This is a genomic window from Ruegeria sp. BE9, assembly GCF_056538765.1.
In genome coordinates this window covers 1,037,540-1,056,995 of record NZ_JBQFTS010000001.1, presented here as the reverse complement: position 1 = coordinate 1,056,995, position 19,456 = coordinate 1,037,540, and the positions used below count along the sequence as shown (strand labels likewise).

The window sequence follows — 19,456 nt, the reverse complement described above, 5'->3', positions numbered from 1 at the left end:
AGAATGAAACTCGCCCGCGCGATCCATTTCGATGAAAGTGACATGAATGTCTTTCACTCTCCGGCGCGTACCGGGGAATGGTGTATTTCCGGGGGCTTTGAGTTTTCGAATTGGGGCGACGGTGATCTTGAAGGAAAGGCACGACAGGCTTTTTCCAATGGATGGCTGGGTGTTGAAACTTTCGGTCGAGTGACCTTTGTCGCCGTCACGCAGGTGGAACCGGCTGAACTCGAATCCATTACGCGCAATTTGGCCGAGCACTTCGTCCAGTTCTATGGCGCGCCTTCGGTCGATTCTGCCATGGGGGTGGCGCAGGCCGAAATAGCCCATATGAGCGAGCTGTGTGATGAACACGATCCGAACACTTTGCTTACGGTTGCGCGCGAGCTATCGGACACTGGCGTGCACGAAGCGTTCCGTATCATCACGCCGCAGGAGACTCAGCTTGAGGCGTTGGCTGTTCACGGATCGCTGGATGACTGAGGTTTAATTCAACAGCTTGGGATGCTTATTCAGCTTCATCCCCAACATCTGGTTGTCTGAGGGATCAGTGCTGTAGCCGAAGGCTTCGAAATCTTGCTGGAACAGATCGGCTACGATGCGCGTGTTCGCTTCATTGAAGTAATCCGAGAAATCTCTGTGCTCGGATTTGTTGACATGCTTTAGCTTTACATTGCGGTTCAGATCGCGGCATATGTCACTGAAATCACTACTAATTGTTTCGACTTTGCCGACTTTCTTCACAAGGCATTTGCCCTGCTTGTCCAGGATGTAGGAAGTCTGAGTAGGGACAGCGACGGGGATGTCGACAACAAAAGAAATGAACTCGTCGAACGTGAGGTGGTGCACCCTGTCGTACAAGTGGTGATGATTGGTCTGTTGAATGTAGTGATAGTGAGACACCAACCGGTCAAACGGATTTCTGACGAAGGTAAAGCTGAGCATACTCCAATACTGGTCTCCGAGATGCTCGACATAGTCAGACGCGGTTGCGTGGTCCCCTAGTTTCTCTACCGGTTTGAAAATCTGACGACCGTAGACGCGCTTCGAAACTCGGTTTGCCAGTTTTTGAAAAGCGTTCAGCTTTCCAAAACTATTGTAGAGAGCTGTTGTAACGGATGTACCTGCGTTCTTTGGAATATGAACAAATACAAAGTTACTTTTCGTGCAGATCATTCGGTCTCAAACGTTTGGCTATTCAACGTCGAAAATTCTCTAACACATATTCGTATCCGATGGTTAGAGTAAATCAGCGAACCCACCAAATTGGCCGCGTTTAAAAATCAAACCTTTACCGGTTCGATACATGACCTTTTTGACTTCACCCACGAGGATATAGTGATCTCCGGCCTCATGCCGGTTGTGCAGTTGGCAGTCAAAGCGGGCGAGACAGTCGGACAATTGTGGACGACCATCCTGGTCTTCGGTCCAGTCAGCATGCGAAAAGTCCAACCCGTTACGAGCGAACTGCAACGCTTGTTGTTGCTGTTCTTGAGCCATGACGTGGATGGCGTAGTGTTCACAGGTGCTGAAGGCATCAAAACGGTTCGAATCTTTGGCCAGGCACCACAAAACTAGGGGGGGATCCAGCGAGACGGATGAAAACGAGTTCACGGTAATCGCACGCGGTCCCTGTGCGGTGTTTGTCGTCACAACCGTGACACCAGTCCCAAAACACCCCAGCGCCTCGCGAAAGGCGATGTTTTGATCCGGGGTAGGGGTGAAGGTCTTTTCCGTCATCGCGTGCTCATTCCGTGGTCGGGCATCAGGTGACACGACCCGTTGGAATTGTCCATCAAAAGCTGAACTTAACCCGCATGTTTCGGTGTTCAGTTCAGGTCTTCAAGCAGACGACCGTGTTGGCGGGTAGCTTCGATAACCTCGCCAAAGGTGTTCATACCTCGCGCCTGTAGCATCGGCAGCATTTTTACCAAGGCTTTGGCTGTTGCAACCGCGTCACCTAGCGCAGTGTGTCGAAGTTCTTCTGGTATGGTGATCTCCAGCCTGTCGCACAGAGCATCCAGCGTGTGTTTGTCGCTTGCGCCAAATAATACGGCGGACAAAAGAACGGTGTCTAAAATGGGGTGGTCCCATTCCACACCCATCGTTTTGGCATGACGTCGCAGAAAGGCCATGTCAAAGGGCGCATTGTGCGCAACGATTACGGCGTCTTTAGCAAACTGGTTGAATACGCGACCGGCCTCGCCGATGCCGGGGGCTCCTTGGACCATTTTATCGTTGATCTTGTGCACCTTAGTCGACGCTGCCGGGATCGGTATTCCGGGATCGACCAGTGTGTCCAGCTTTTCACCTTCGACGATGCGCCCTTTTACAACTCGGACCGCACCGATCTGTACGATCTCATCCTTGTGCGGCAGAAGGCCTGTCGTCTCGGTATCGAAGACAACAAAACACAGGTCCTGCAGGGCCAATTTTTCGAATTGATCCTCACTGTCACTGTGAAGCAGTTCGAAATTGTAGACCAAAGGCCGCGCAGCCTCGGGGGCGATGTTGGCAGAGCTTTCCTCGAACAACAGCAGGTAACCGGGGGCGCCCCCCAATGGCTTCATTCGGGCGCTGTAAGTCTGTGCTCCGTTTATGCTGGTCAGAGCGCATTCCACCTCAAGGCCGGTTTTCATCAGCTTTGCGTAAGCTTTTTCAAGCGGTTCGGGCTGCAGGTATTCGAAAAGCGAAGCGTTCAGCCGCGGATGCGCAATTTGGGCCAGAACACCGGCCGCCTGCCCATCATAAAGAACGATTTTATGGGACGGGCTTGCCAAAACCATCGCGACCGGAATTTCGGTTAGTAGCGCGGTAAGTCGTTGCTTTTCAGCTGCCAAATGGGCGGTTTCTGCCGCAACAGCTTCGGCGACGTCCATTGTTTTGTCAGATAGCTGATCTGCCAACCCTGCGGCCGCAGGTGCCAGATCGCCAAGGTATCGCGCGGCCTGCATGTCTACATCCGTGCTTACACCAGCATGTGCGCGAGCGCGTAACTGTGCAGACAAACGCTCAATCGGTTTTGCGACGTTGTCATCGAACAGCAGCCAGACCGCCGCAATCAAAGCCACAAAGCCGAAGCCCATCAAAATTTCTGCAAAAACAAATGCGCTTGCGAGTTCTTGGTTGGCGGCCCGTTTGTAGCTGATCCACAAAGCGATGGAACTGACAGCCAGGCCCCCAACGGCCAGAAGGCAGAAGAAGAGGAAAATCCTCAATCGCAGGCTTAACCGGGTCAGCATGTTATACTCCGCAAGTCGCCTCAACAATTGGGTCGCCGGATTGGACAGAGATCCAATCAGCGTTCAACAAACGCCCATCATCCCCAAACTCAGCACCATCGGCCAGATTAGCACGACTGTTTTCGGCGCAGTTAACCGCGACTGGCATTTTGGAAACCGGAGCCCAGCGGCCGAAGAAGTAGAGATCAACCAGGCGTTGCTCGGGAACCTGATCGTTGGTGCGCACGGAGACAGTGTCGATTGCAGCGAAACGGTCGACAAACGGAACGGCATAGGTCCAAGGACGGTATATTGCGCGGCTCTCAACTTCTTGAATCACGGTCAACTCATCTGGCAAGGTGTCCCGAGTGCGATCATACCAAGTGTACTCGCTGCTGATCGTCATTCCGATCATACCCAAACCTGCGGCAACCGGAGCCGCCCAGCGGGGCAGTCGACCGCCAGTGAGTTTATTCACAACCATCACCACACCTGCAAAGGCAAAGCCCGCAAAGATGGTGCCGATCAGTTCCAGAAACATAGTGTATCTCCGAATTTCGAGCGCGTCGCGCCCGTCTTAAAGGTGCGTATGCTTTAGCCGAGCATACCCTTGCCGTGACCGACCGCCGATTGCATCGTTTTTACAACAACAAATGCGTCTCGTAGATGACTTCGCTCAAAGTCGGACAGGCCAGATGGTGGAAGATAATTGTCCGGTTTTTTACCGGATTTTACCAGACTCACCTGATGCTCAAGCCGTGTTTCAGCGATAAGGTCATAAGCGTCCAGCAAATCACGTGCGCCCGATGGGCTAAGAACTCCGGCCGCTTCAGCCGCTTTCAGGCGGGCGCGAGTGTTTGCTTCGGGCAATTGACCTTGCAAGCTGTAAACACGGGCTAGGTCAACGATCGGTACGACACCGTTATGCTTTAGATCCAATGTGTTACGGTGCTCACCTGAACGAATAGTCGCGAAGCCACGCAACAGGCCCAGAGGAGGAGTGTGTTTCAGTGAATTCGAAATCATGTGGGCCACGAAGATTGAGTTCGCATTGGCTGCCGCCAGCGTTTCATCTTGCAGATCCGCAAACAACTCGAAAGCTCCGCCGATAGGGCGAAGATCGAACATGACCGAGGCCAACATCTGCGCTTCAGGATTTGGTTTGGCGATCCAGCCTCTGAAATACTCGCGCCAGACACGCACCGGCTGGCACCATTGCGGGTTGGTCGCCATCATATCACCGGGGCAGTAGAAATAGCCGCAAGTATCCAGGCCGTCTGAAACGTATTTCGCAAGCTCTGTGAAATACGACATGTCAGCATCGGATACGCTATCGTCCAGCATCAGACAGTTGTCCTGATCCGAAACGCCAGTCTGTTCTTGCCGTCCTTGCGAGCCGCAGGCCAACCAAAGATAGGGAACCGGCGGAGGCCCCAATTTTTCTTCCGCCAGAGTAAGCAAGCGGCGTGTGGCTGTGTCGGCTATGTCGGTGATCAGACGCGTGACGATTTCATGTCTGTTTCCACTGGCAACCAGTTGAACCAGAAGTTGGGGTATCTCAGCAGTTACATGCGCCATGTCCTGAGCCGAACGTGCCTGTGCTATACGCCGGACCAGTTCTGCCGAGTTAACTGCTTGATAATGTGTCAGATCGGTCTGCGTTACGACGCCAACCAGTTTTCCACCCTCGGAAATCGGTACATGCCCGATCCCGCGTTCCATCATGACGTGCAGAACATCCGATCCAATATCCGCGGGGGACAAGGTTATCGGATCCGCGGTCATGATTTGCGCAATCGTAGTAGCCTCGGGCATTCCGTCTGCCACATATTTTCCCGAGATGTCCCGCAGAGTCGCAATGCCAACCAGCGCATCGCCCTCGGTCACACAAAGAGAGGAGATATGGCGGTCCCTCATCATTTGAGCAGCTTTTTGTACGAGGGTGTCCGGTGTACATGTGGCGGGGTTTTTTGCCATTAACACGTCAATCGAACTGGTTGCCAGACTTTGAGGGTTGGTTCGGTCGCCGCGTGTGCGGTCAAAGAAGCTCGAAACGACCTCGTGGTCGTCGGCGAGACCGCGCACTAGGTCAGGCGCCAGCAAAATCAGAACGGATGGGGCCTGAGCAGAAGCGTTTGTTGCAGCTCGGCCATCCTTGAAGAGACCACGCTCACCGAATGAGTTGCGCAAGCCAAGATGAGACACGACTGCGCCGTTCTCATCAGTAATTTCTACCTGTCCTTCGTAGATTAAAAAAACGCCGGGCAGGGGACTGCCGAGTTCGTAGAGCGAGGCATCCTTTTCAACCTCAAGCACTTCAATTCTTCGGGCAGTTATTTCCAGCACATCTGCGGGCAGGGCGTCGTAAGGGTGTACGGATTTCAGAAACCGGGTGATCGCTTCGTGGGACAGGGGCATGGAATGGTCCTGGGTTTCTGGTTAAAAATCCCGCCCGGTGGAGTGCCGGGCGGGAAAGTCAGTCGAAAGATGCGGTCTTGGGACGGATCCCAGCGACCGCATAAGGCTCATTTATTCTGAGCTGCGCCCGCGCCACGGGGAATGCGAACGCTTTCGACCAGATCTTTGATCTCCTGCGGAGTCTCTTTGGTCATTCCGGCTACAACAAATGCGACTGCAAAGTTGATCATCGCACCGATGGCGCCGAACGAAGTCGACTTGATCGGACCCAGAAGCGGATCAGCATCGGTGAACGAGTTGGTGCCAGGAATGAACAGCCAGCCTTTGTGCAGGAAGATGTAGACCAGAGTAACGGTCAAACCTGCCAGCATGCCGCAGACTGCGCCGGTGTTGTTGATGCGGGTCGAGAAGATACCCATCATCAGCGCCGGGAAGATCGAAGCAGCAGCCAGACCGAAGGCCAGAGCAACCGTTTGCGCCGCAAAGCCCGGTGGGTTCAGACCCAGGTAGGTTGCGACAACGATGGCAACAGCCATTGCGATACGAGCAGCCAGCAGTTCACCCTTTTCAGAGATTTGCGGGTTGATCGCACCTTTGACAAGGTCGTGGGACACAGCTGACGAGATCGCCAGCAACAGACCCGCAGCGGTCGACAGAGCAGCCGCAAGACCACCAGCCGCGACCAGACCGATTACCCAACCCGGCAGGTTGGCGATTTCGGGGTTGGCCAGAACCAGGATGTCGCGGTTGAACTTGGTCAACTCGTTACCAACCCAGCCATTTTCTTCCGCGATTGCGGTCATCGCTTCGGACTTGTCGTTGTAGTACTGGATTTTGCCGTCGCCGTTCTTGTCTTCCCAATCCAGGAGACCGGTTTTCTGCCAGGTTTTCATCCAGTCGTAACGCGGATCCGTGTCGATTTCTTCGACCGAAACAGCGCCACCTTCGATGCCACCGTTGGGCCACATCATGTCGGTGATGTTCAGACGTGCCATTGCACCAACCGCAGGAGCAGTCAGATACAGCAGGGCGATGAAGACCAACGTCCAACCAGCCGACCAACGTGCGTCAGACACTTTGGGAACGGTGAAGAAGCGCATGATGACGTGCGGCAGACCGGCAGTACCGATCATCAGCGACAGTGTGAACAGCACCATGTTCAACGTGTTCGAGTGGTGAGCTGTGTATTCAGCAAAGCCCAGCTCGGTCACGATAGCGTCCAGCTTGGTCAGCAGAGGCTCACCGCTTGCGGTGTCACCGAACAGACCCAGCGCCGGGACCGGCGTGCCCGTCAGCTGCAGCGAGATGAAGATCGCCGGGATGGTATAGGCAGTGATCAGCACGCAGTACTGAGCAACCTGGGTGTAGGTTACACCCTTCATCCCGCCAAACACCGCGTATGCAAACACGACACAGGCACCGATCAGCAGACCGGATGTGTTGGAAACCTCAAGGAAGCGGCCGAAAGCCACGCCAACGCCGGTCATCTGACCGATAACGTAGGTAACCGACGCAACGATCAGACAGATCACCGCAACAACGCGTGCGGTCTGGCTGTAGAAACGGTCGCCGATGAATTCCGAGACAGTGTATTTGCCGAACTTGCGCAGGTAAGGCGCAAGCAGCAGAGCCAGCAGCACGTAGCCACCGGTCCAACCCATCAGGAAGGTCGAGTTGTCATAGCCGGTAAAGGCAATGAGGCCCGCCATCGAGATGAACGAGGCCGCAGACATCCAGTCCGCCGCTGTTGCCATACCGTTGGTGACCGGGTGAACGCCGCGACCAGCAGCGTAGAATTCAGATGTGGAACCCGCACGGGCCCAGATCGCGATGCCGATGTATAGCGCGAAGGATGCGCCAACAAACAGCAGGTTGATGGTAAACTGATCCATTATCCCCGCTCTCCTTTATTCTTCGTCTACGCCGTGTTCGGCGTCTAGCTTGTTCATGCGCCAGGCGTAGTTGAAGATCAGCACCAGAAAGACCAGAATCGATCCCTGCTGAGCGAACCAAAAGCCCAGGTCGGTTCCGCCGACGGCGATGCCCGACAGCAAAGGACGCAGCAGGATGCCGAATCCAAAAGACACCAGCGCCCATATGATGAGGCTGATGTAGATTAGGCGCAGGTTGGCCTGCCAATAGCCCTTATCGGCTTCGGCAGACTGCGCAGAGTTGGTAGATTGATCCGCCATAGCGGGTTCCTCCTTGCTTCCCTCTTGGGCGGCCCGTGCCCGACTCCTCCAGTGCCGCAGGCCGCTCTCTGATTGCGTCTGACGCCTGAATGACGGCAGACAAAACTCCTCTGTTCCGCCAAGGCGGTCCTTCGAAGTATTCCTTTAAAGGATCAAAGCCTCTCGGGGCCTTGCTCCTCCCCTTAGTTCATCGCGTTGTTCACGATCTCCTCCAGATCGCTTGCAATGTTCGAAATCTTGCCCATGGCGTCAGTGCGCTTAAGGACGCCCTGGCCGTCATAGTAAGTGATCAGCGGTGCGGTTTGCGCGTGATAGGCCGTTAGGCGAGACGCAACCGTTTCTGCATTGTCGTCGGCGCGGCGTTTGAATTCGGTGCTGCCGCACTTGTCGCATTTACCTTCGACCGCCGGTTTCTTGAACTGGTCGTGGAAGCCTTCGCCGCAGCCTGCGCAGGTGTAGCGGCCCGAGATACGGACAACCATTTCGGCGTCCTCGACCTCGAGGCTGACAGCGGCACTGATCTTTTGTTTGCTTTCAGCCAGAAGGGCGTCGAGCGCCTCTGCCTGAACGGTTGTACGTGGGAATCCGTCTAGGATCACACCTTTAGAACAATCAGGTTCGGCCATGCGATCGCGCAGGATGGCGATGACGATCTCGTCGCTGACCAGATCGCCGGCTTCCATAACGGCCTTGGCCGCTTTACCTGCGTCTGTCCCAGCGGCGACAGCAGCACGCAGCAAGTCGCCAGTGCTGAGTTGAACCAAGCCGAATTTGTCCTCAAGCATGCGAGCTTGTGTTCCCTTCCCGGCGCCCGGAGGGCCGAGAAGGATCAGAACAGCGGGAGTGGTGGTTGTGGCAGCGTCCATCACACCCTCACTTCGTCGCGCGATTTTGGATCAGGTCGTCAACGACCGAAGGATCCGCAAGGGTCGAAGTATCGCCCAGCGAGCCAAAGTCGTTTTCGGCGATCTTACGCAGGATGCGGCGCATGATCTTACCCGAACGGGTTTTGGGTAGACCGGGGGCCCATTGGATCACGTCCGGGCTGGCGATCGGTCCGATTTCGGTCCGTACCCAGGTGCGCAGTTCTTTCAACAGCTCATCGCTGGGCTCACGGTCATTCATCAATGTGACATAGCAGTAGATGCCTTGCCCTTTGATTTCATGCGGATAGCCAACCACGGCGGCCTCAGCGACTGCAGCGTGTGCAACCAGCGCGCTTTCGACCTCGGCGGTGCCCATGCGGTGACCCGATACGTTGATCACGTCGTCAACACGGCCAGTGATCCAGTAGTCACCGCCCTCGTCACGGCGGCAACCGTCGCCGGTAAAGTAGTAGCCCTTGTAGTCCGAGAAGTAGGTTTTCTCGAACCGTTCATGGTCACCCCAGACAGTACGCATTTGACCGGGCCAGCTGTCCTTGATGCACAAAACACCTTCGACGCCATTTCCGTTGATTTCGACGCCAGACTGCGGGTCCAGAACCACGGGCTGCACACCAAAGAAAGGCTTCATGGCTGCGCCGGGCTTCATTGCATGAGCACCGGGCAGGGGGGTCATCAAGTGACCACCAGTTTCGGTTTGCCACCAAGTGTCAACGATCGGGCATTTGCCTTTGCCGATGACGTCGTTGTACCAGTTCCAAGCTTCCGGGTTGATCGGCTCACCCACTGTTCCCAGCAGGCGTAGATCACTGAGATCGTGCTTTTCGACGAACTCGTTGCCCTGACCCATAAGGGCGCGAATGGCGGTCGGAGCAGTGTAGAACTGGTTGACTTTGTGCTTGGCGCAAACTTCCCAGAAACGACCTGCATCTGGATAGGTCGGAACGCCTTCAAACATGACAGAAGTCGCGCCGTTGGCCAGCGGACCGTAGACGATGTAGCTGTGACCGGTAACCCAGCCGACGTCAGCAGTACACCAGTACACGTCACCTTCGTGGTAATCAAAAGTGATTTCGTGGGTCATTGCGGCATAGACCAGATATCCACCCGTTGTATGAACAACCCCCTTGGGCTGACCGGTGGAACCCGATGTATACAGAATAAACAGTGGGTCTTCGGCGCTCATCTCAGCGGGGGCGCAATAGTCGTCCGCTTCGAGAGCCATTTCGTTGTAGTCATAGTCCCGGCCAGAAACCCATGTGGTTTGACCGCCGGTGCGCTTAACAACCAGACACTTAACGGTGTCTTTACAATGCAGCAGAGCAGCGTCTGCATTTGATTTAAGCGGTGTCTTGCGGCCGCCGCGCGGTGCTTCGTCGGCGGTGATGATTACTTTGGCGTCGCTTCCGTTTACACGTGCGGACAGAGCGTCAGGAGAGAAACCAGCAAAAACAATCGAGTGGATGGCGCCGATGCGGGCACAAGCCAGCATGGCATAAGCCGCCTCGGGGATCATCGGCAGATAGATGACGACGCGATCGCCTTTGCGAACACCCATGGTCTCAAGAATGTTTGCCATTCGGCAGGTGCGACGGTGCAGTTCAGCGTAGGAGATGTACTGCGCTTCGTCGTTCGGATCATCCGGCTCCCAGATGATTGCAGTCTGATCGCCGCGCGTCTTAAGATGACGGTCCAGGCAGTTGGCCGATACGTTCAGTGTGCCGTCGGCGTACCATTTGATGCCGACCGAACCGAAGTCATAGTTGACGTCTTTGACCTGTGTGTAGGGCTTGATCCAGTCGATACGCTTGCCTTGCTCACCCCAGAACGCTTCGGGGTCGTTAATTGAGGCCGCGTACATTTCATTGTACTTTTCTGCGTCTACATGAGCACGCGCGACGGTCTCTGCACTTGGCGGATAGACTTTTGCACCTTCCTGGGCAGCGGTTGTCATACTGAGGCTCCTCCCTCTGGACTGAATTTCACTGGATCGATGTTGACCTGAACTTCAGGTCACGTCGATCTTGCTCCTCCCCGAGACGAATAATACTGGGAACTGAAAACAATGGAATAAATTACAGAAAACCATGAGTTAGTTTGTAAATAAATTTCTCGCCAGCGGTATAAACTGTTAACAAATGGTCAAATTAGGTGTAAAAAATAAATAAAAACAGATAAATAGATGTCAAAGAAAAGTCGCTCGGTTTTGGGCTTTATTTTGCCGAAACTGAACTGCTGTACTCTCCTTTTGGTTGTTAGCGTGTAACATATTCCGGGATCAGAGACCCGGAACTTTACGCGGGGTTGGCACATTTCGATGTTGGCGCTAGCTTTGGCGTCAAGCGCCTTAACAAGGGGCGCATCAAAGGGAGAAATCAGTATGAAGAAGATGTTGAGCGGCGCAGCCGTGGCCGCTTTGGGCGTTGCCTTGGTGTCCGAAGCAGCAGCAACCGAATGGAACGCCTCGGTCTGGGGTAAACGACGCGCATTCACTGAGCATGTCGAAAAGCTATCAGAGTTGGTAAGCGAAAAAACCGGTGGCGAATTTACGATCAACGTCAGCTACGGCGGCTTGTCCAAGCCCAAAGAGAATCTGGACGGGATCGAGATTGGTGCCTTTGAGATGGCTCAGTTCTGCGCCGGTTATCACCGCGATAAGAACCGTGCAATCACGGTGCTGGAATTGCCGTTTCTCGGCGTGAATACTCTGGATGAAGAAGTGGCCGTCAGCCACGCAGTTTATGATCACCCGGCAGTAAAAGATGAAATGGCGCAATGGAACGCGCGCATCATCATGACCTCACCCATGCCACAGTACAATCTGGTAGGGACCGGCGATCCGCGGGCAACGCTCGCTGACTTCGATGGCATGCGTGTGCGCGCAACAGGCGGTCTGGGCCAGGCTTTTGAAGCGGTTGGTGGGGTTCCGACCTCGGTACCCGCGACCGAAGCTTTCAACGCTATGGAATCCGGAGTTGTGGACACAGTGGCATTTGCCCAGCATGCGCACCTGTCTTTTGGCACAATCAACGAAGCTGATTGGTGGACAGCTAACCTGAACCCCGGCACTGTGAATTGCCCTGTTGTGGTGAACATCGAAGCCTATGAGGCGCTGCCCGCCGAACACCGCGAAGCGTTGGACAGTTCGATTGATGAAGCCATTGACCATTACCTAACGAACTATGGTGGCTTGTTAGAGCAATGGGATGGCGTGCTGTCGGAGAAGGGCGTTGAGAAGGTCATGATCGACGACGCCGTGATCGAAGAATTCCGCACCAAAGCCGCCGATCCTATTCGCGAGCAATGGATTGCAGACATGTCTGCACAGGGGCTTCCTGCTCAGGACCTTTACGATCTGGTTCAAACTACTCTGACGCAGCAGCGTGGCGGTAACTGATCGCAATTTCCGGGTGCCTGAATGGGCACCCGGACACCAATCATAAATACAGGGGAACACCGTAATGGCAGGACAGGCCACGGTGCTAGAGGATGGCAGTCGCCTAAGTCGGCTGGACCGCCACCTTTTGAAGTTAGAGCAGTTTTTAGCATTGATCAGCGGCCTTGCCGTCTTCGGTCTTATGGTACTCGCTGTTGTTTCAGTCAGCGGGCGCAATGCGATCAACGCACCACTGCCGGGGTATGTCGACTGGATCGAACAGGCGATGCCTTTGATCGCCTTTCTGGGCATCTCTTATGTCCAGCGCGATGGCGGGCATATCCGCATGGATATCGTTATCTCGCGCCTTCACGGACGAGCACTGTGGCTGTTCGAGCTGATCTCGGTCATTTTAATACTTGTTCTGATGCTGGCGCTGGTTTGGGGAAGTTGGTCCCATTTTGACCGATCTTTCGATTTTGGTGCCCCTCTGTGGAGTAGGGACAGTTCCATCGACATCGGCATTCCTTTGTGGCCAGCAAAGCTCTTGGCGCCGGTGGCTTTTTCTGTGCTGTGCGTTCGCTTGGTGCTGCAGGTTTGGGGATATGGGCGCGCCCTCGTGCTGGGCCTCGAAAACCCGGTCGCCGTGCCTTTGATACAGGACACAGCAGCGCAGGCCGCCGCCGAAGCTGAGCAATTCGAAGGGCAGGACTAACAAATGGACACGATCGAAATTGGCCTGTGGGTCACGGGCGGTCTGTTGGTTCTGGTTGTCACCGGAATGCGCGTGGCCTTTGCGGCAGGACTTGCCGGATTGATCGGGCTGATCTGGATTTTCTGGGCTAAATTTGGCTACGATCCGGATCGTTTTGGCAAGGCTGTGACGGTGGCCGTGAAAACGGCTGGGCAAGTACCGCACTCTAAGGTTGCGGCCCACACGCTCAGCCTGATCCCCACCTTCATTCTCATCGGTTATCTTGCGTACTACGCCGGTCTGACCCGCGCGTTGTTCGAAGCGGCAAAACGATGGGTTGCATGGGTGCCCGGAGGATTGGCGGTTTCTACGGTCTTCGCCACTGCTGGGTTCGCCGCCGTTTCTGGCGCGTCGGTGGCCACGTCGGCCGTCTTCGCCCGGATCGCTATCCCCGAGATGTTGAAGGTCGGATACAATAAACAATTCGCAGCTGGGGTTGTTGCGGCAGGTGGTACGTTGGCCTCTTTGATCCCGCCGTCGGCGATCCTTGTGATCTATGCGATCATCGTTGAGCAGGATGTCGGAAAACTTCTGTTGGCGGGGTTTATTCCCGGTGCCTTCTCAGCTGTTGTTTATGGTCTGCTGATCGTGGGTATTGCCGTTATTTTCAAGTCAGTAGGTCCACCCGTCACCGGCTTTACATGGAAGCAGAGGTTTGCGTCCTTGCCCGGCGCTTTTCCAATCGTCGCGGTCATCCTGATCATCATCTGCTTTGTCTACAATCCATTTGGTGAGGACGCGTGGGGCACGCCAACCGAAGGCGGTGCCATAGGGGCCTTTATCGTGTTCTGTTTTGCCCTGTTCCACGGGATGCGGTGGAAGGAACTGAAATCAGCTCTGCTGGAAACGGCCAAGCTTACTGCGATGATCTTCACGATCATCTGGGGCGTTTTGATCTACGTCAGGTTCCTCGGGTTTGCGGATCTTCCTGGCGCCTTCTCTGATTGGATTACGTCCCTGAAAATGTCACCGATGTTAATCCTGATTTGTATTCTGCTGGCTTATGCCGTGCTGGGTATGTTCATGGATGCCATCGGGATGTTGCTGCTGACGCTACCGGTGGTTTACCCGGCCGTGATGGCCCTGAACGGAGGAGAATCTGTCAGCGCAGCAGACAGTGCCTTTGGCATGTCGGGGCCGATGTGCGCGATATGGTTCGGTATATTGGTAGTGAAGATGGCAGAGTTCTGTCTGATTACGCCGCCTATTGGTCTGAATTGTTTCGTAGTCGCTGGCGTGCGCCCTGATCTGAGCGTTCAGGACGTGTTTAAAGGCGTAACACCATTCTTCATCGCTGATGCGGTCACTATCGCTCTGCTGGTGGCGTTTCCCGGCATCGTTCTCTATTTGCCGTCCTTGGCAGGTTAGAAAAAAGCCCCCGGCGAGAAGCCGGGGGCGAGTTCCTGCAATCTACGGGTTCTTCAGCTTGCCCGCATTAGCATTCCAAACAGGTCACGCGGGTCGTCCGGGTCGGCCAGCATGTCCAGCGGTTCATAAAAATCAGTGCCTTCGATGGCTTCCTTTATGTAGCGAAGTGCCGAAAAGTCTTCGATCGCAAAGCCAACACTATCGAATAGGGTGATCTGACGGTCATCACGACGCCCTTCGGCCTGTCCAGAGATAACTTGCCACATCTCGGTCACCGGGTGATCGTCGTCCAGCGCCTGAATCTCACCTTCGATCCGTGTCTGTTCGGGGTATTCAACAAAGATGTCCGATCGAAGGAGGATGTCACGGTGCAACTCGGTTTTACCCGGGCAGTCCCCGCCGATGGCGTTAATGTGCACGCCTGGTCCGACCATGTTGTCGGTCAGGATGGTGGCGTATTTTTTGTCTGCGGTGCATGTGGTGATGATATCCGCGCCCTCAATAGCGTCTTCGGGCGTCTTGCACGGCACAACCGTCAGGCCTTTACCCTGAAGGTTAGCAGCACACTTCGCTGTTGCGTTCGGGTCGGTGTCATACAGTCGAACGGTTGTGATCCCGCACATCGCTTTGAAGGCCAGGCACTGAAATTCTGACTGCGCGCCGTTGCCAATCATGGCCATTACAGTCGAGGATTTCGGTGCCAAATAGCTGCCCACCAGTGCGGAGGTCGCTGCGGTTCGTAGCGCCGTCAGCATTGTCATTTCGGTCAGAAGTGTCGGGTAGCCAGTATAGACATCAGCCAGAAGCCCAAACGCGGTAACGGTCTGCAGACCTTCTGAGGTGTTCTTTGGGTGGCCGTTAACGTATTTGAACCCATATGCTTCGCCGTCCGAGGTCGGCATCAGTTCGATCACGCCATGCGGTGAGTGGGCTGGGATGCGCGGAGTTTTGTCAAAGCTTTCCCAGCGTTTGAAGTCCGCTTCGATTTGGGCCGCGATCTGAGTGATCATCCGCTCCAGGCCAACGTGATGAACAAGGCGCATCATGTTATCGACGGAAACAAATGGCACTAGGGCCTTGTCAGAAGGTTGGGTCATCAGAAACTCCGGGTGGGGCGGTCAAATATACGGCGGCCCAACAGGGACGCGGCAAGATCGACCATCAGTTTTGCGGTGCGCCCGCGTTCATCAAGGAAAGGGTTCAGCTCGACCAGATCCAACGAGCAGACCAAGCCACTTTCATGCAATAGTTCCATGACCAGATGCGCTTCGCGCTCTGTCGCGCCACCGGGCACGGTTGTACCGACAGCAGGCGCGATGGACGGGTCAAGAAAATCAACGTCAAGCGAGACGTGCAGGATACCGTTTGCAGCCCGAACACGGTCTAAGAATGCCATTAAAGGAGCTTTGATTCCGTGTTCATCGATGCTGCGCATGTCAGCCAGCATCGCTTGGTCTTGTTCTAGGCGGGCACGTTCTGCTGGGTCGACCGAACGCAAACCAATCATTCCAACGCGGTCAGTCGGTACCGGGTTTGGAACAGATGGGAACGCGTCAAACCCCGGTTGTCCGGTGAAATAGGCGACGGGCGTTCCGTGAAGGTTGCCGCTGCCGGTGCTGTCCGGCGTGTGGAAATCGCTGTGTGCGTCCAGCCAAAGAACGAACAGAGGGCGTCCAACCTGATCAGCATGAGCCGCCATTCCAGTTACAGTGCCCATCGACAAAGCATGGTCGCCGCCCATGAATATTGGCAGGCCCTTCGGTGCTGTATCCTGCGCAGCTCGGCTCAAGGCGCTTGTCCAACCGATACATTCGGGCAGAGCGAACAGATGATCATGCTCAGCCACGCCGGTTGTGTCCGGGGCAACATCTCCAACGTCAGAGACCGTTTGACCCAGATCTGTCAGAGCTTCTTTTAGCCCTGCCACCCGATAAGCATCGGGGCCCATTCGACACCCTTGTCGGCGTTTACCCGAGTCCATCGGGGCGCCAACCAGTATAACGTTTTTCTTTTCCATATGATTATCTAGGCCGACGCGATGTCTTGCGAGAAGAGGGCAAAATGTTCAAAATGAAACCATCTAGTGCGAATTGAGAAGATCATATGGACGATTTGGATAATAGGCTGCTCAATGCGTTACATCGGGACGCGCGAGCCTCGTTGTCTGAACTTGCCGAAACGCTTGGGGTGACCCGGACGACGGTGCGTAGCCGATTGCAGCGGTTGAAGCATTCAGGCGAGATCGTGGGCTTTACCGTTCTCACAAGGCAAGACGTCGCTGAAAGCCCCGTTCGTGGTCTTATGATGCTCGAAATCGAAGGCAGAGGAACCGAGCGGACAATGGCCAGAATTGCTGCCATGCGTCAGGTACGCGCTGTTCATTCAACGAATGGCAGTTGGGATCTGATTGCAGAAATTGGCACAGAGACACTGGCTGAACTTGATGAGGTTCTGTTCCAGATCCGGCGGATGGAGGGGATTACACGTTCTGAAACCAATCTGTTGCTGTCTACACGTAAAGGTCGGGTGTAAACCTCGTAGTGCTTTGAGGTTCAAAGAAATTGTGCCAGAGTTGCCCTGCGCGGCTGATATGCGCGAGGTATGATTGCAGTGCCTGAGGGCAGGGGAAGACCATGACCGATCAGGAGACGGGCGAAGAACTCTGGGCAGTTCGCTGGGCTGAACGTGTGTCAGGTTTTCTGGAAAAACCGTGGATTAAAATAGCGATCCCAATTCTGGTCACTTTGATCGCCCTGACTGTTCTGCACGAACTATCTTCGCACGTAAAATGGTCGGACGTGAAAACGGATGTGGCGAATACATCATGGAAGCTGATGTTCTTTGCTCTATGCTGGACCGCTTTCAGTTTTCTGTCCCTATCAATGTACGACGTCTTTGCTGTTCAAAGCGTGGCCGACGGAGAAGTACCTTTGCCAGTGGCTGGCATGGCTGGCGCCAGCGGCTATGCGGTGTCGAACTGCCTTGGGTTTTCGTACATCACTGGAACGGCGATCCGATACCGCATCTATGCGTCGTTAGGGTTGGACCTGAGCCGTGTAGCTGGAGTCATTGCAACCTCGTGGATCGCTTTTTGGTCCGGTCTGGTGCTTCTGCTTGGCATTCTGCTGACCCTTCACCCTGATGGTATCTCTAAGGTTTTACCAATCAGTGACACAGCGGAAACTCTTATCGGTTTGTGTCTGCTGGCAGCTTTAGTAGCTCTGTTCATTTGGCTTGCAAAAGGCGGGCGCAGGCTGGCTTACGGAGGGGTGGGCTTCAATCTGCCGGGCGGCAAACTATCAGGTCTACTAACGCTTGCAGCGATCGGAGATCTGACTGGCGCATCCATGACTTTGTATGTGCTGATGCCGGACGATTTAGGAGTTGGTTATCCATACTTCTTTACGATTTACATAGGTGCCATCGCGGTCGGAATCCTTAGCCACGCTCCGGGCGGTATTGGTGCATTCGAGGCGACCTTGATTGCCGGGCTGGGAGCGTCTGGGCGGTCTGATGTAATTGCGGCTTTGCTTTTGTATCGTTTGGTGTACACCTTTTTGCCATTTGCGATCGCCAGCCTGTCTATCGCCGCAGCAACCGCGCTAAGTCATCGCCATCATATTGGCGGGGCGGCGACTTGGGTATATCGGGCGATCCGGCCGATCGTTCCAATGGTCGCAGCGGGGGTGGCAGCCGTAGCGGGGGTGGTACTGCTGGTATCCGGAGCGCTTCCCTCCAGCAGCCAAAACCTCGGTGCTCTGCGTGACTTCCTGCCCCTGTCGTTTGTCGAGGCCTCACATCTGGCGGGCAGTGCGGTTGGTGTGTTGCTGTTGCTTGTTTCAAGGGGATTGTTCCGCAAGCTTTATCGGGCCTGGGTCGTTGCGATGTTGTTGATGGTGGCAGGTTTCGTCGCCTCGTTGACTAAGGGCTTGGATACCCACGAAGCGCTGAGTTTGCTGGGTACAATAGCCTTGTTGGCAACATTCCGCAGTGCGTTCTATCGTGTAAGTGGCGCATCCATATTCCGCCTGAACATACCGTGGTTGGTAAGCGTTATGGCCTTGTTGGCCGTTATTTTCTGGATCGGACTCTTTGCCTATTCGCACGTCGAATATCAAAACTCACTATGGTGGGAGTTTGCCTGGAATGGGGATGCTTCACGCTTCTTAAGGTCAAGCCTTGTTGTGGCCGTTATTTTGGGGGTGGTCGCCGTCAACTCATTGTTCGGGCGCGAGATCCCGGTGCCAGTTCGCACTGAAATTCCCCCGGCTGTTGAGCGGCTGGCCTTGGAGAGCGAGGATACCGAAGCTCAAATATCGCTCACAGGAGACAAGCAATTCCTAATTTCGCCGGATGAAACCGCGTTTATTGCTTATGCGGATACCGGAAATGCTTTGATAAGCAAGGGGGAGCCAGTCGGCGATGAAAAGGCCGGGCAACAACTGATCTGGCAATTGCGTGAAATGGCGGACCGAGAAGGGAAACTGTGTGCCTTCTATAGTGTTTCCACCAGATACCTGCCGACCTTCTTGGATCTGGGGCTTTCGATTTTAAAAATCGGTGAAGTGGCGCGCGTGCCGTTGAAAGATTTCTCTCTGGACGGCAAATCGCGCAAGCGGTTTCGTCAGGCGAAGAACCGCGCCGAACGCGAAGGATACATATTCGAGATCATTCCAAAAGAAGAGCTGGCGCCAGTCCTGCCTGAATTGCGCAAAGTTTCGGATCATTGGCTTGAAAACAAGGCAGGAGAAGAGAAGGGTTTTGCTCTGGGCGGGTTTGATGACAACTACCTGTCGTACTTTGATCACGCTGTTTTAAGGAACGGAGATACTGGGCAGATCGTTGCGTTCGCTAACCTCTTTCAAGGCGGTCACAAATCTGAGCTTTCGTTGGATTTAATGCGATATGAACCTGATAGCCCCAGTTTTGTCATGGATGCTTTGTTTGCCGAAATGATGTCATGGGGCGCTGAGCAAGGGTTTGAATGGTTTTCTTTGGGTGCGGCACCCTTCGCCGGGATCGAAAACCGCCAGTTGGCTTCGTTTTGGAACCGGGTTGGCGGCTTTGTGTATGAACATGGTGAGCAGTTCTATCACTTCGAAGGGCTCCGTTCTTTCAAGCAGAAGTTCGACCCGGAATGGAGCCCGAACTACCTAGCCAGCCCCGGCGGTCTGGCAGCCCCACGTATTCTGTACGAGGTGAACATCCTGATTTCAGGCGGGCTTCGTGGGCTTACGAAGTAG

17 protein-coding genes are annotated in these 19,456 nt (G+C 54.7%); 6 read left to right on the top strand and 11 right to left on the bottom strand.

Annotated features, from left to right (window positions below; translation table 11 throughout):
• The first annotated feature begins 3 nt into the window (after nucleotides 1–3).
• Nucleotides 4–483: a DUF6505 family protein gene (locus ACR0EO_RS05095; RefSeq protein WP_480687628.1), complete on the top strand. Its 480-nt coding sequence runs from the start codon at nucleotides 4–6 to the stop codon at nucleotides 481–483.
• A gap of 3 nt (nucleotides 484–486) precedes the next feature.
• Here the strand turns inward: ACR0EO_RS05095 and ACR0EO_RS05090 are convergent, their stop codons facing one another.
• From ACR0EO_RS05090 to acs, 9 genes are all read right to left on the bottom strand, one after another.
• Nucleotides 487–1,176 carry a sulfotransferase family 2 domain-containing protein gene (locus ACR0EO_RS05090; RefSeq protein ID WP_480687626.1) on the bottom strand — a complete coding sequence of 230 codons (690 nt, stop codon included), beginning with the start codon at nucleotides 1,174–1,176 and terminating at the stop codon, nucleotides 487–489.
• 63 nt (nucleotides 1,177–1,239) lie between these two features.
• Nucleotides 1,240–1,740, bottom strand: coding sequence for a flavin reductase family protein (locus ACR0EO_RS05085; protein ID WP_480687624.1), 501 nt, complete (start codon nucleotides 1,738–1,740; stop codon nucleotides 1,240–1,242).
• A gap of 89 nt (nucleotides 1,741–1,829) precedes the next feature.
• Complete coding sequence (locus tag ACR0EO_RS05080) at nucleotides 1,830–3,242, bottom strand: 3'-5' exonuclease (RefSeq protein ID WP_480687622.1); 1,413 nt, start codon at nucleotides 3,240–3,242, stop codon at nucleotides 1,830–1,832.
• A gap of 1 nt (nucleotide 3,243) precedes the next feature.
• Complete coding sequence (locus ACR0EO_RS05075; RefSeq protein WP_480687620.1) at nucleotides 3,244–3,762, bottom strand: hypothetical protein; 519 nt, start codon at nucleotides 3,760–3,762, stop codon at nucleotides 3,244–3,246.
• Nucleotides 3,763–3,815: 53 nt separating this feature from the next.
• Nucleotides 3,816–5,639 carry a DUF294 nucleotidyltransferase-like domain-containing protein gene (locus ACR0EO_RS05070; protein ID WP_480687618.1) on the bottom strand — a complete coding sequence of 608 codons (1,824 nt, stop codon included), beginning with the start codon at nucleotides 5,637–5,639 and terminating at the stop codon, nucleotides 3,816–3,818.
• A gap of 107 nt (nucleotides 5,640–5,746) precedes the next feature.
• Complete coding sequence (locus ACR0EO_RS05065) at nucleotides 5,747–7,531, bottom strand: sodium:solute symporter family protein (protein WP_480687616.1); 1,785 nt, start codon at nucleotides 7,529–7,531, stop codon at nucleotides 5,747–5,749.
• A 15-nt stretch (nucleotides 7,532–7,546) separates the two neighbouring features.
• Nucleotides 7,547–7,831 carry a DUF4212 domain-containing protein gene (locus tag ACR0EO_RS05060; protein WP_480687614.1) on the bottom strand — a complete coding sequence of 95 codons (285 nt, stop codon included), beginning with the start codon at nucleotides 7,829–7,831 and terminating at the stop codon, nucleotides 7,547–7,549.
• Between the two features lie 182 nt (nucleotides 7,832–8,013).
• Nucleotides 8,014–8,697 (bottom strand): adenylate kinase, encoded by a 684-nt coding sequence (locus tag ACR0EO_RS05055; RefSeq protein ID WP_480687612.1) that lies wholly within the window; start codon nucleotides 8,695–8,697, stop codon nucleotides 8,014–8,016.
• A gap of 7 nt (nucleotides 8,698–8,704) precedes the next feature.
• A complete protein-coding gene (gene acs, locus ACR0EO_RS05050; protein ID WP_480687610.1) occupies nucleotides 8,705–10,669 on the bottom strand; it encodes an acetate--CoA ligase in 1,965 nt (654 codons plus the stop codon).
• 426 nt (nucleotides 10,670–11,095) lie between these two features.
• On the opposite strand from acs, the gene dctP reads away from it, so the two are divergent.
• The 3 genes from dctP to ACR0EO_RS05035 all read left to right on the top strand — a co-directional run bounded on the left by dctP (nucleotide 11,096) and on the right by ACR0EO_RS05035 (nucleotide 14,213).
• Nucleotides 11,096–12,112: a TRAP transporter substrate-binding protein DctP gene (dctP, locus tag ACR0EO_RS05045; protein ID WP_480687608.1), complete on the top strand. Its 1,017-nt coding sequence runs from the start codon at nucleotides 11,096–11,098 to the stop codon at nucleotides 12,110–12,112.
• 64 nt (nucleotides 12,113–12,176) lie between these two features.
• Nucleotides 12,177–12,806: a TRAP transporter small permease subunit gene (locus ACR0EO_RS05040; protein ID WP_480687606.1), complete on the top strand. Its 630-nt coding sequence runs from the start codon at nucleotides 12,177–12,179 to the stop codon at nucleotides 12,804–12,806.
• Nucleotides 12,807–12,809: 3 nt separating this feature from the next.
• On the top strand, nucleotides 12,810–14,213 hold the full coding sequence (locus ACR0EO_RS05035) for a TRAP transporter large permease (RefSeq protein WP_480687604.1): 1,404 nt from the start codon (nucleotides 12,810–12,812) through the stop codon (nucleotides 14,211–14,213).
• Between the two features lie 53 nt (nucleotides 14,214–14,266).
• Here ACR0EO_RS05035 and ACR0EO_RS05030 read toward each other — a convergent pair whose 3' ends face one another.
• Both ACR0EO_RS05030 and rocF read right to left on the bottom strand, forming a co-directional pair.
• Nucleotides 14,267–15,310, bottom strand: a complete 1,044-nt coding sequence (locus ACR0EO_RS05030; RefSeq protein ID WP_480687602.1) for an ornithine cyclodeaminase — start codon at nucleotides 15,308–15,310, stop codon at nucleotides 14,267–14,269.
• Nucleotides 15,310–16,230: an arginase gene (gene rocF, locus ACR0EO_RS05025; protein ID WP_480687600.1), complete on the bottom strand. Its 921-nt coding sequence runs from the start codon at nucleotides 16,228–16,230 to the stop codon at nucleotides 15,310–15,312. The genes ACR0EO_RS05030 and rocF overlap by 1 nt, the downstream gene beginning before the upstream one ends.
• Before the next feature lie 86 nt (nucleotides 16,231–16,316).
• On the opposite strand from rocF, the gene ACR0EO_RS05020 reads away from it, so the two are divergent.
• On the top strand, nucleotides 16,317–16,745 hold the full coding sequence (locus ACR0EO_RS05020; protein WP_480687598.1) for an Lrp/AsnC family transcriptional regulator: 429 nt from the start codon (nucleotides 16,317–16,319) through the stop codon (nucleotides 16,743–16,745).
• Nucleotides 16,746–16,846: 101 nt separating this feature from the next.
• A complete protein-coding gene (gene mprF / locus ACR0EO_RS05015; protein WP_480687596.1) occupies nucleotides 16,847–19,456 on the top strand; it encodes a bifunctional lysylphosphatidylglycerol flippase/synthetase MprF in 2,610 nt (869 codons plus the stop codon).